The 11,017-nt window shown below is 71.2% G+C and carries 10 protein-coding genes and 1 pseudogene; 6 read left to right on the top strand and 5 right to left on the bottom strand.

All coding sequences use genetic code 11. The annotated features are described in order from the left end of the window. Positions 1-19 precede the first annotated feature (19 nt). Positions 20-841, top strand: a complete 822-nt coding sequence (locus WME96_RS36850; RefSeq protein ID WP_437286256.1) for a hypothetical protein — start codon at positions 20-22, stop codon at positions 839-841. Positions 842-916: 75 nt separating this feature from the next. Here WME96_RS36850 and WME96_RS36845 read toward each other — a convergent pair whose 3' ends face one another. Together WME96_RS36845 and WME96_RS36840 are read right to left on the bottom strand one after the other, a co-directional pair. Further along, positions 917-1,846, bottom strand: a complete 930-nt coding sequence (locus WME96_RS36845; RefSeq protein ID WP_437286255.1) for a hypothetical protein — start codon at positions 1,844-1,846, stop codon at positions 917-919. Positions 1,847-2,063: 217 nt separating this feature from the next. Beyond that, positions 2,064-2,786, bottom strand: coding sequence for an MBL fold metallo-hydrolase (locus WME96_RS36840; protein WP_437286254.1), 723 nt, complete (start codon positions 2,784-2,786; stop codon positions 2,064-2,066). A gap of 470 nt (positions 2,787-3,256) precedes the next feature. Between WME96_RS36840 and WME96_RS36835 the strand changes: the two genes are divergently transcribed. The 3 genes and pseudogenes from WME96_RS36835 to WME96_RS36825 all read left to right on the top strand — a co-directional run bounded on the left by WME96_RS36835 (position 3,257) and on the right by WME96_RS36825 (position 4,491). After that, complete coding sequence (locus tag WME96_RS36835; RefSeq protein WP_437286253.1) at positions 3,257-3,850, top strand: hypothetical protein; 594 nt, start codon at positions 3,257-3,259, stop codon at positions 3,848-3,850. 41 nt (positions 3,851-3,891) lie between these two features. Further along, a pseudogene (locus WME96_RS36830) lies at positions 3,892-4,104 on the top strand (VOC family protein); the annotation flags it as partial. A 69-nt stretch (positions 4,105-4,173) separates the two neighbouring features. Next, complete coding sequence (locus WME96_RS36825) at positions 4,174-4,491, top strand: hypothetical protein (RefSeq protein ID WP_437286252.1); 318 nt, start codon at positions 4,174-4,176, stop codon at positions 4,489-4,491. Between the two features lie 125 nt (positions 4,492-4,616). Here the strand turns inward: WME96_RS36825 and WME96_RS36820 are convergent, their stop codons facing one another. Further along, positions 4,617-5,114 carry a hypothetical protein gene (locus tag WME96_RS36820; protein WP_437286251.1) on the bottom strand — a complete coding sequence of 166 codons (498 nt, stop codon included), beginning with the start codon at positions 5,112-5,114 and terminating at the stop codon, positions 4,617-4,619. Between the two features lie 286 nt (positions 5,115-5,400). Here WME96_RS36820 and WME96_RS36815 point away from each other — a divergent pair, with 286 nt between their 5' ends. Continuing rightward, positions 5,401-7,152 carry a hypothetical protein gene (locus tag WME96_RS36815; RefSeq protein ID WP_437286250.1) on the top strand — a complete coding sequence of 584 codons (1,752 nt, stop codon included), beginning with the start codon at positions 5,401-5,403 and terminating at the stop codon, positions 7,150-7,152. A gap of 82 nt (positions 7,153-7,234) precedes the next feature. On the opposite strand, the gene WME96_RS36810 is transcribed toward WME96_RS36815, so the two are convergent. After that, complete coding sequence (locus WME96_RS36810; protein ID WP_437286249.1) at positions 7,235-9,094, bottom strand: FG-GAP repeat protein; 1,860 nt, start codon at positions 9,092-9,094, stop codon at positions 7,235-7,237. Between the two features lie 322 nt (positions 9,095-9,416). Here WME96_RS36810 and WME96_RS36805 point away from each other — a divergent pair, with 322 nt between their 5' ends. Beyond that, positions 9,417-10,097 (top strand): hypothetical protein, encoded by a 681-nt coding sequence (locus WME96_RS36805; protein ID WP_437286248.1) that lies wholly within the window; start codon positions 9,417-9,419, stop codon positions 10,095-10,097. Positions 10,098-10,166: 69 nt separating this feature from the next. Here WME96_RS36805 and WME96_RS36800 read toward each other — a convergent pair whose 3' ends face one another. Beyond that, entirely contained in the window at positions 10,167-10,964 is a 798-nt protein-coding gene (locus WME96_RS36800; protein WP_437286247.1) for an MBL fold metallo-hydrolase, read from the bottom strand. Between the last annotated feature and the right edge of the window lie 53 nt (positions 10,965-11,017).

Here is an 11,017-nt window from a genome sequence, read left to right as displayed (position 1 = left end):
TCACGTGAAAACCAGGGATATGCTTGGATGCGCAGGCATCCTTCTCGCGATCACCGGCTGCATGGCGCCCGAGCTCGCGTCGGACGAGGAGACTGACGGTCTCATCTCGAGCGCCGATGCGCTCGTGAGCGGAAATGCGCTGAGCGCCAACGCGCTGAGCGCCAACGCGCTGAGCGCCAATGCGCTGAGCGCCAATGCGCTGAGCGCCAATGCGCTCAGTCGTGAGGCGGCGTTGACGCTGCAGGATCCGGGCGAGGGGGGAGAGCTCTTCCGGACGCTCGTGAAATACATGGTGAGCTGCGCGCTCGACGCGTCCCAGAGCTTCAGCTTCTCCTGGACCGACGCCGCTGGCAGGACCCACGACGAGGTGTATCACGGGGAGCTCGGGCTCGCCGATGCGTGGGGCGAGGGCCCGCTCGACCCGGCCGGCAAGCAGATCGTCTCTGCCTGCCTGGCGGCGCGCACGAACCGTTATGGCGTGTCGGTCGTCATCTCGATGCGCTCTCACCAGGACCCGCTGCGCCACGAGGTCGGGCGCGAGGAGCGGGAGGCGTACCCTCACGTCGAGGGGGCCTTCTGGGGGAATCTCTTCGCGGAGACGCCGTACCTGCGCGCCTGCTACAACAGGGCGAGCGTCGATCTGTCGCGCGCGGCGCGGCGCGACTGCGCGGCGGGGCACGTCGACGGGGAGGGGGATCTCGAGGCCTGCGGGATGATCGAGATCGTCGGAGACTGCCAGGCTCACTGCAGCAAGCTCCACCCGCCCGGGCAGTACTACAAGGACTGCGTGGATCCGGAGGCGGGCAAGACGCGGTATGTCGTCACGACGGCGCTGCGCTGAGCCCGTCCTTCACGTACGTCTCCGGGCCTCGCGGCAGCGGCCTTTCCCGCCTTGTCGGGCTGCCTCCGTCGACCGTCAGGAGAGCACTTCGGCGGCGGTCTCGGCCCCGAGGACGTTATCGATCCAGCGGTCGAGGGTCGCGATGTCCGTGCATGCCTGGACGCGCGCTCTCTCGTCCTCGGTGAGCACGAGCCCTGCGCGCGCGAGCAGCCGCAACAGCGTGTCCCTTTTGCCTTTGAGCTCGCCCTCGCGCATGCCCTTGAGCTCGCCCTCGCGCATGCCTTTGAGCTCGCCCTCGCGCATGCCGCGATCGATGAGCTTCTGCACGAACGGGGGAAAAGTCGCCTCGCCTTCGATCTGCCGTTCCATGACCAACGCCTCCAGAGCTTGCCGCATCGGCTCACGCAACCCGTTCCAGATGAGCTGAAAGTAGACCATGGCGTGCTCCTGGTCGAGCAGGCCGAGGGCAACGAGCGCCGCCTGGACCACGGTGAGCCCGTTCGGCCCGTTGCCGTGCGCCACCGCCGAGAGCACCGCGAGCTCGGCCTCCTTCTCCGCGTCGGCCGGGTCGGTGATCTCGGGGACGACGGCCGGACCGAGCACCAGCGGCGCGACGTTGCCGAGGCCCAGGCCAAGGTCGATGTTCTCCGCCGCCCAGGCCGCCACGCCCTCGTCCGGCGCGACCACGAGGACGACCGTACCGCAGCGCTTCCTGGCGCGCACGACCGTGACGTACGTCGGCCACGAGAACTTCTTGTCCGGGTCCACGTCGCGCTGGACCTCGACGACGATCGCCAGCACGAGCGTGCCAGTCGCGCCGCGGAGCTCGAGCACCAGGTCAGCGCGGAATTCCACCGGGATGAGCTGGTCGAGCGACGACTCGACCACCGCGACCGAGGCGTGCGGCGGCACCTCGACGTGGAGGAGCGTCGCCAGGAAGTGGGGCGCGAGCGCCGGGTGCTCGCGGAACATCTCGACGAGGGCGTTGTGCTCGAGCGTCGGCATGACGCTCGGCCTCGAGCACGCCGCATGCCGGCACGAAACGCAGGCGAAATGCGAGCAGAGCTCCAGCTCAGGGGGTGGCGGCGCCATGGCGGACGCAGGCGGCCAGCGACGCCGGCTGGGAAGCGAACCGGGCCGGCGACGGCGGCCGGGGCACGCCGGGCCGTCCGTCTCCTCGCACGCCCACCACCCCACGCTTCCGAGGGGCGCCGAGCGCCGCTCACGTCGCGCCGGCGAGCGCGCGCGCGAGCCCGCCCAGGAGGGCGGCGCCGTCCCCCTCGTACGCCCGGCCGTGCATGCAGGCGAGAAGGCGGGGAGATGTGGCCGCGAGCTTCTCGAGGAGTCCGGGCGCGTCGCGGCCGTGCGCGTAGTAATCCATCGCCCGGCGCATGGCCTCGCTCGGCTCGAGGATGTCGTCGCGCGTGAGCGCCGGGTGGACGGCGCCGGGCTGCGTGAAGAGATCGCCGCACAGCAGCGTGGCGGTGGACTCCTCGAACAGGTAGCCGCACTCCCAGCCGTGCGGCAGGTGGGGCGCATCGAGCCAGCGCACCCGGCGCCGGCCCAGCTCGAGGACCTCGCCGTCGTCGAGCGCCCGCGGCGCGCGGTCGAACAGGTCCTCGTCGACCACCGCGGCGATCCGCCCGCACACCGGCGCCGCCTGCGGGGCGGCGGCGAGCAGCTCGTTCATGGAGCCGCACTCGTCCGACTCGCAGTGGGAGAACGCCACGTAGCGTAGCCGCTCGACGGGCATCACCCGCGCGATCGCCGCGCGCACCGCCGGGAAGAGGCGGCGCGGGCCGGTGTGGAAGAGCAGCGGCGCGTCGTCGACCAGGAGATACTGGTTGAACGAGAACCCAGCTTTGCCCTCCCCCACCGGGGTGTGGAGCTGGTAGATGCCATTGGCCACCTCGGTGACCCGAGCCTCCGCCGATGAATTGGTCATCTGTTCCTCCTCTCCAGCCGTACTGGACGCCGCCGCCGGGCCTTGCGGCGCGGGCGGCGACTCACGCAATGTCGCACGGATTCAGCGTCCTCCACCACGGTCGCTCGACGAGCTCGCGACGCGCGGGGGGTCATCCCACCGGCTCTTCGCCGCGGCGCGCCCCGGAGAACAGATGATTTCTGTCGATTGCTCGCGTGGCCTGCGCCCCCGCCGTCGCAGCATCGCAGGGCCGGATCGATGCCGGCGCGACCGGGCGTAGAGGTGCATCCAACGCATTGAATTTGCTCGGTTTATCCGGCCGCAAGCCCCGTCCTCCGGCCCTGGCGAGCTGGGACAATGTCCGTCCGATCGATCCCTTTCCGGACGGGTCGAAGGTGGCCATCCGTGGTAGACGTCAAGCACACGGGGTGACGGACGGCGTGCTCTCGCGAGCCGCGCGCGCTGGACGGCTTCGTTTTGTAGGAGACTTCATGGACAAGATCTCGCTCACGTACTTTGTCGACTTCGTTCTCAAGGCCGGGGCGCCCAAGCTGACCGGCGTCAGGGAGTTCAAGGAGCGGAAGGATGAGCTCCACACGGACTTTTACAGGCAGGTCACAGAGGCGATTGTCGACATGCACAGGAGCGGAAAGCCGACCAGCGTGCTCGACACCTTCCTCGCCGCCCAGCACGACGAGCGGCGCCGCCGCATCTATCCGTCGGTCGTCCACGGATACCGCAAGTTCCTCGCCTCCGGGAAGATGACGTGGTTCGATCCGCCCGTGGCGACATACCGTCTCGGCGATCTCGAGATCAACGTCAACCCGGAGCTCGGGCTCGTCATCGACGGGACGCCTCACGTGATCAAGATGTATTTTCGCGGGGAGCCGCTGTCGTCCAAGCGCGTGTCGGTCGTGCTGAACCTCTTGATGAACGGCCTCGCCGAGAGCACGCCGGGCGGCGCCTTCGCGGTGCTCGACGTGCGCAACGCCAGGATTCACACCTTCAAGGTCCCGAACCCGCGGATCGGCCTGCTGCTCCGCGGCGAGGCCGCCTCCTTCGCCACCATCTACACCGGGCTGTGACCGCCGTCCCGCCGCGCGAGCCCGTCGTCACATCTCCCCGCATGCCATGGGAGCGAGGCAAGCACGCGTTCCTTGTCTCGGTCCGCGGCGACTCGGCCAAGGAGATCACCGAGCTCTGGGAGAAGCTCTCTCTTGGCGCGACCGTCGCGCAGCCTCTGGCGCCGTCGGGATGGACGCCCCTCTACGGGATGCTCGAGGATCGCTTCGGCATCACCTGGGTCCTGGATGTCGTCACGGAGTACAAGGTCCCCTGAAGGCAGAACGCGCGGAATCGCCTCGTCCAGGGGCCGACGCTGGGACTCCCGCGACGATGAAGGCCAAGCGTGGGTGATTGTGCCGCGCTTTGCAGCGTAAGCGCCCAGCCCCGAGAACTTCTTGTCCGGATCCACGTCGCGCTGCACCTCGATGACCATCGCCAGCACCAACGCGTCGTTCTCGTCTCGAAGATCGAGCACCAGATCGGCGCGGAACTCCACCGGGATGGGCTGGTCGAGCGACGACTCGACCACCGCGACCGCCGCGTGCGGCGGCACCTCGACGTGGAGGAGCGTCGCGAGCAAGCGGGGCGCGAGTTCCGGGTCCTCGCGGAACATCTCGACGAGGGCGTTGTGCTCGAGCGTCGGCATGACACGCGGCCTTGAGCACGCCCCATGCCGACGCGAAACGGCGGGGAAACGCGACGAGAGGTCCAGCTCAGGGGTGGCGGCGCCATGGCGGAAGGGGCCGCACGACGCCCCACTCCATGGCGCGCCTTTGGGGCGGTCCGCTATTCGTTGGCATCCACAAACTCGCTCCAGAACCGGATCCTGCGCATCTCTTCGTGGACGGCGTCGATGTGAGATGTCCGATGGAATTCGTGCCGCAGGTACGTCGCGAGATTGCTGCCGTAGTAAATGATGTCGGTCTGATAGACTGAAAACACGGGGTTTCCGGCGAGATCTGGCTCCGCCGGAATGTAGCGGTGGCCCGCGATCGGAATCAGGCGGGGCGCCTCGGCGACGATGGCCCGCGCGATCCGTATCGCTTCCGGCAGCTCCGAGGGCCGAACGCCCCATGCGTCCAACCAGAACGCGTTGTGCTCGATATCGAACGCCAGGCCTTCGAAGGGCCAGTCGAGCTGCCGGCGAATCTCCGTCGAGTCTGGCGCCCGCCAGTCGGGAAAGCGCCCGCCGACAGGGAGCCCTTCCGAAAGGAAGGAGCGCAGATCAGGCGGAAACCTGGCGCCGATGACGGACTCGGCTCGGCCGAGCTCGGCTTCCGTCAAGCCGGGCGCAACCGTGACTCCCGCCTCGGTCAAGATCCGGTGTTCCGCTCGCCAATCCATCCGCGTTCCCCGCCTGTCCCTCCCCGGTTCATCAAGGGGAGGCAGCGTAGCCGGCGCTGATTCTCCTCGTCAACCACCCCGGGGCCATGCCGCCCTCGCGGCGCCCCATCGCGAGGCCGCCGCCCGACGCAACGCTGCCCCTGTGAGCTCGACCTGAACCGGCCACTACGCTGCCCTGCGCGCCGCCCTTGTTGACGCCTCGGGCGGCAATGCGAGGATGACGGTGATGACTCCTCGCCAGCGCCTCGCCCGCTTGCTCCCGCTCCTCCTCACATCGCTGTTCCCGCTGGCTTCCGTGAGCTGCCAGCAGATCCTGGGCATCCACGATGTGGACCTCGAAGCGGACGCGAGCCCGTCCGATGCCGAGACGTCGTCCGGGACCGGCGGCCGCCCCGACGCGCCCGGCTCCGGCGGGGGTGGCGCCGGCGGGGACGGCGCCGGGGGCGGCGAGACGGGAGTGCCTGACTTCTCTCTGGCCATCCTCACGCCCAACATCACGGTCCCCCTCGGCGGGAAGAACGTTCTCGAGATCGAGATCCGGCGCATCGGCGGCTTCAGCGGCGATGTGACGGTCCTGCCGGTAAGCCCTGCCGTAGGCCTGGTGATCGACGCCGTGACGGTGCCGGCAGGGCAGACCAGCGCCGAGGTCACGGTCGGCGCGGAGGCGCCGCTGGCCCTCGGCAACACGGTCTCCTTCACCCTGTCGGGCACCTCCGGCGCCCGGGAGAGGACCGCCTCCGTGACCGGCGCCCTGATCACCGGCCGCCCCGGCGCCCTCGACGATACGTTCGGCGCCGCGGCGACAGGCCTGGCCGCCATCAGCTTCGGGGCCGACGACGGCGGCACCCTGACGGACATCGAGGTGGTCAGCGGGAAGATCCTCGCCACGGGGTGGGGCGCCGGCGGGCTCGGCGGATCCTCCATGAAGGTCGCGCGCCTGACCGGCGAAGGAGCGATGGATCCCACGTTCTCCGACGGAAAGCTCGTGTCGGTGCGGTTCGGCGGCTCCTCGAGCTCCACAGCCGAGGCGCACGCGGTGGGGCACCAGCTCGACGGCAAGATCATCGCGATGGGCTGGCACGAGAGCCCGGAGCCGCGCGACATCGCGCTCGTGCGCCTCGGGGCGAACGGGGCGACAGGCGATGCGCTGTTCGGCAACATCAGCGGTGGCAAGGCGCTGATCGACACGGGCGGGAGCGAGACGGTCACGGACGGGCTCGTGCTGTCGAACAACAAGATCCTCGTCGTCGGCGATCGAAGCGGCGAGCCGCTCGTGGCGCGCGCCTCCCCGGACGGCGCTCCCGACAGCTCCTTCGGCGCGGGGAGCGGCCATGTGGTCCTGAGCCCGTCGTTCGTCGCGCAGGCCATGGCCGTCGACGGCGAGGGTCGGATCCTCGTGGCCGGCCACGTGGAATCGGGCGGCGAGAGCGACGCCGTCGTCGCCCGCCTGCTCGCTGACGGACAACCGGATACGGCGTTCGGGACGGGCGGCCAGCGGGTCATCGCCGTGCCCGGGAGCAGCGAGCGGGCCGCGGCGGTCGCCCTCCTCGCGGACGGCCGCATCCTCGTGGCCGGCGCGTCGAACCAGAACGGCGACGCCGACTTCCAGGTTCGCCGCCTCCTCGAAGACGGCGCCGACGATCCGAGCTTCGGCGCCGGCGGCGTCGTCACGGCGCCGATCACCAGCGGTGACGACGTCGCGGAAGACATGGTCTTGCTGCCCGACAGCCGGATCCTCGTGGTGGGCAACGCGGGCGGCGGCGCCTCGCCGGGGCCGGTGCTCGCGCGCTACACGCGCGACGGGAGGATCGATGCCAATTTCGGTGCCGACGGCGTTGTTCCCTTGTACGTCGGCGATCAGGGCGGGATTCACCGCGCCGCGATCTACTCGGGCCAGAAGGTCGTTGTTTGCGGCGGGAACCAGGGCGGGGTGCCGGGACCCGGGACGTTCGGAGTCGTGGCGCGCCTCTGGATGTGAGCGGCGGGCTGCGCGCCCCCAGCGCGCGCGGCCACGCGTCATCCGCCGTTGTCCGACGCCATGTCCCCGTCGCTCGGAGCGATCAGGAGGGGACCCAGGCTATCCAGCCCCTGGTTCGTCGCGCGGATACGGCTGCGAGCGCGAAGAGGACGACCGCGATCGCCGGAGCGCGCTGCGCCGGCCGGTCCGGGCTGCCCATCTGACATCCCCCGCCGCCTGCGCCCGCCGTGCTGTCGCCGCCGCTGCCCGTGGCGCCGCCGCCTGCGCTCGCCGTGCTATCGCCGCCGCCACCTGCGCCGGCCGTGCTGTCGCCGCCGCCTGCGCTGACGCCGCCACCTGCGCTGTCGCCGCCGCCTGCGCCCGCCGTGCTGTCGCCGCCTGCGCCGCCTGCGCCCGCCGTGCTGTCGCCGCCGCTGCCCGTGGCGCCGCCGCCTGCGCCCGCCGTGCTGTCGCCGCCGCTGCCCGTGGCGCCGCCGCCTGCGCCCGCCGTGCTGTCGCCGCCGCTGCCCGTGACGCCGCCGCCTGCGCCCGCCGTGCTGTCGCCGCCGCTGCCCGTGGCGCCGCCGCCTGCGCCGCTGCCACCTGCGCCCGTCGCGCTGTCACCGCCGCCTGCGCCCGCCCCGCTGCCACCGCCGCCTGCGCCCGCCCCGCTGCCGCCGCCGGGGGCGCACTCGCCCGCCAGGCACGTGCCGCTCAGGCAGTCCTCATCCGCGGCGCAGCTCCCGCCATCGAGGGACGGCAGCGCATAAACATACGCCGCGCCGGCGCGGCTGGGCGACTCGCCCAGGTAGGGCGCCCCGACGATCGCGCTCCCTCCAGCATAACCGGTGCTCAGACCGAAGAAATCAAACGCATGGCCATCCGATGGAACGAGCGTGCGCGCTTCCACCCACGTCGCTCCTCCGCCATGAAAAACCGAGGCGACGCCCTTCTGATCGTTCACGCCGACGAACCCGGCCAGCACCGCGTTGCGCAGGAGCTGCACCCCGGTCGCCGCGGACCCGGTCAGCGCGGGCGTGAGCTTCGCTTGCTGGGTCCACACGCCGTCGTGGCGCGCATAGATGTACACGGCGCTCTTGGCCCCGATCGCCGCGGTGTCGCCCTCGACGGAGACCGACGTGCCGAATGCCAGGTTCACGCCGCTGTCGGGCGGCACGAGCTTCGCCTGCTGCGTCCACGCGCCGCCCTCGCGCACGAACACATAGGCGGATCCGGCGCTGTAGCGCCCCTCGGGGTCGTCCTGGGGCGCGCCCAGGATCGCGGTGTCGCCCGAGAGCGCGACCGACCAGCCGAGGCCGCGAGGGCTGTCGTGCGGCACGAGCTCCACGCGCGGCGACCACGCGCCGCCCGCCCTGGTGAACGCGAACGCCCGGCCCAGGGCGACATCGCCATCCTCGCAGACATCGCTCGCCACGACCGTGTCGCCGTCCACGTCCACGGCCATCGTCGACAGGCCGCCCGTGATCACCTCCGGGATGGTCAGCAGGGCCTGCTCGGACCATCCCTCGTCGCCCCGGCCGAACACATAGATGCGCTCCTCGATCGAGCTCGCCTCGTAGTCGGCGCCGGCCATGACAACGGCGGTGTCGCCGTCGATGGCGACCTGACGGCCGAACCGCATGCCGTCCTCTCCGTCACCCGGCTCGAGCGTGGTGGCGAATGTCGCGACCCCTCCGGCCACCGTGTAGACGTGCACCGCACCTCGGGTCATGCCCGCCTCGCCCGGCGCCCCGATCAGCACCGTGCTCCCGCTCCCGGCGACGGCGAAGCCGAAGAGGCGCAGCGCCTCCGGCGCGGGCTCGGCGAGCCGCTGATCCTCCATGACGGTGAGCGCCGCGCGCGCGGTCGCGGTCGGGCCTTCGTCGGGCGTCGCCGCGGCGCAGCCCGCAGCCGAGAGCGCAGGCGATAGCAGCGCGATCCAGTAGAGTCGCCGGTCGTCCATGGGTCACCTCGACCTGGAGAGTAGTCGAGGCGTCAACCTGTTGAAATCGCGTCGCGCGCGTGAACGCGTGACCGCACAGGGCCGTACACGGGACCAGCGAGCTCGCCGGGGTGGAGGCGCGAGCCTCCGTCGCGCTGCCGATGGAGGAGGCTGCCGCCTCCATCGCCGGACAAGCGGCGGTCGGCTCCATGGCGCGCGTAGCGATCTTGCGCCGCGAGCGCGTTGAACGCCCCGGAGCGCGCAGCGGATCGTCGTGGGCACGCTCCCTGCTCTCTGGTCGGGCGCGGGCCAGAGAGGCCGGCAACTCAAGGGGAGTCGCACCATGAAGATCGCTGCAGTTCATGTCGGTCTCGTTCTTATCACCATCTCGATGGTCACGGGCTGCGTTGTGGCGGATGACGGCAGCTTCGACGATGAAGACACGGCGGAGAGCGCCGAGGCGCTCGGGGGAAACCCGGACCCCTGCGCCACGGGGACCAACCCGAACTTCACCAGCGCGCAGCTCACCGCGGTCGGAGCAAGCGATACGTATGTCCGCTCCTACCAGTGGATCGACAGCATCTGTCCGGCCAGCGGGCAGGATCGAGCGACGACGATCGTGGATTTTCCCGTGCCCAGCTATTACCAGCACCAGACCCCGGAGACGTACAGCTTCGTCGTGCAGCCGTCCTTCTGGGGCTCCTCTTCCACGTCGTGGAGCGACGCGTCGCAGGCGATCAGCGACTGCGAGGACACCAAGATGGCGACGCGCGTGCAGCGCTGGGACTCGGCCACGAGCCAGTTCGTGCAGCTCACGTACAAGGAGCAGGCGGGCGCGTGGGTGTGGGACAACCCGCTCACCGGCCGCGGGCACTGCTCGACTCCGGTGTTCCTCTACTACCACGAGAACTACGGGACCGCGCAGCAGGTCGCCACGAACAAGTACCGCGTCCGCACCTGGGCCACGCAGCCCGACGGCTCCCACGCGACCGTCTGGATCACGGGGAATCATACTGGCCTGTAGCCCCGCGGCGGCTCCTGGCGACGCCGGCCGACGCCGGCCAGGCCCGATGAGCACGGACGGCGTCCGAGGTCAGGCGTCGTTCGTCGACGCCCGGCGCCACAGGTCGTCGCCCCGCCGGGCTCGCCCCTCGCGCTCCAGCTTGATCAGGTGCGCCTCCAGGCTGAGCCGCGCGATCGGCCAGAGCGCCGGCGCCGTGTCGGCGTACACGACCGGCAGGAGACCGTCGAGCGTCGCGCCCCCCTCGCCGGCCCCGTCGAGCGCCGCGGCCACCTTCTGCTCGCGCCCGAGCCGGTGCGCGATGTAGCGCCGGAACAGCGCCTCAGGCGCGTCGATCGGCCCCCCGTGTGCCGGCAGCGCGATCCGCGCCCCGAGCGCCGCGAGCCGCTCGATCTGCGCCAGGTACACCGCCATGTCGCCCTCCCGGGGGTCGATCAGGATGGTCCCCACGCCGGCCACCATGTCGCCGCAGACCAGCACGCCCTGCGCCTCGTCGAGGAAGCAGAGGTGGTCGGGCGCGTGCCCCGGCGTGTGGAGCACGCGGATCTCCATCGGCTCCGGCCCGCCGAGCCGCACGACGTCCCCGTCCGCGAGGCGCCGCGCGAGCGGCACGCCGGGGAGGCGCGGGGCCGCCTCGGCGTGGGCCCAGACCGGCACGCCGAGCTCGGCCGCGAAGAAGCGCGCGCCCCCGACGTGGTCGGCGTGGTGGTGGGTCACCGCGATCGCCACGATCGTCCGCCCCTGGGCGGCGAAGCCGCGCGCCCACGCGAGCCACTCGCGGCGCTCGTCCTCGTACGGCGTGGCCGGCTCGACGAGCAGCACCTCGCGGCCGCCGAGCGCGTAGCTGTTCGTGTGCGTGGCCGGGGGCAAGGTCGGCGTGCGCGCGGCGAAGGTTTCAACGCCGCGCGCGCCGGGACCGACGG

Origin of the sequence: Sorangium sp. So ce406 (genome assembly GCF_051474675.1) — a bacterium.
GTDB lineage: Bacteria > Myxococcota_A > Polyangia > Polyangiales > Polyangiaceae > Sorangium > Sorangium cellulosum_G.
Note: the sequence above shows the minus strand (reverse complement) of the source record. Positions and strands in the feature narration are given on the sequence as shown.

What these genes read in the sequence shown, in the direction of transcription:
- WME96_RS36850 (WP_437286256.1), top strand. Translation starts at nt 20, where the DNA reads ATGCTTGGATGCGCAGGCATCCTTCTCGCGATCACCGGCTGCATGGCG.
- WME96_RS36845 (WP_437286255.1), bottom strand. Translation starts at nt 1,846, where the DNA reads ATGCCGACGCTCGAGCACAACGCCCTCGTCGAGATGTTCCGCGAGCAC.
- WME96_RS36840 (WP_437286254.1), bottom strand. Translation starts at nt 2,786, where the DNA reads ATGACCAATTCATCGGCGGAGGCTCGGGTCACCGAGGTGGCCAATGGC.
- WME96_RS36835 (WP_437286253.1), top strand. Translation starts at nt 3,257, where the DNA reads ATGGACAAGATCTCGCTCACGTACTTTGTCGACTTCGTTCTCAAGGCC.
- WME96_RS36815 (WP_437286250.1), top strand. Translation starts at nt 5,401, where the DNA reads ATGACTCCTCGCCAGCGCCTCGCCCGCTTGCTCCCGCTCCTCCTCACA.
- WME96_RS36810 (WP_437286249.1), bottom strand. Translation starts at nt 9,094, where the DNA reads ATGGACGACCGGCGACTCTACTGGATCGCGCTGCTATCGCCTGCGCTC.
- WME96_RS36805 (WP_437286248.1), top strand. Translation starts at nt 9,417, where the DNA reads ATGAAGATCGCTGCAGTTCATGTCGGTCTCGTTCTTATCACCATCTCG.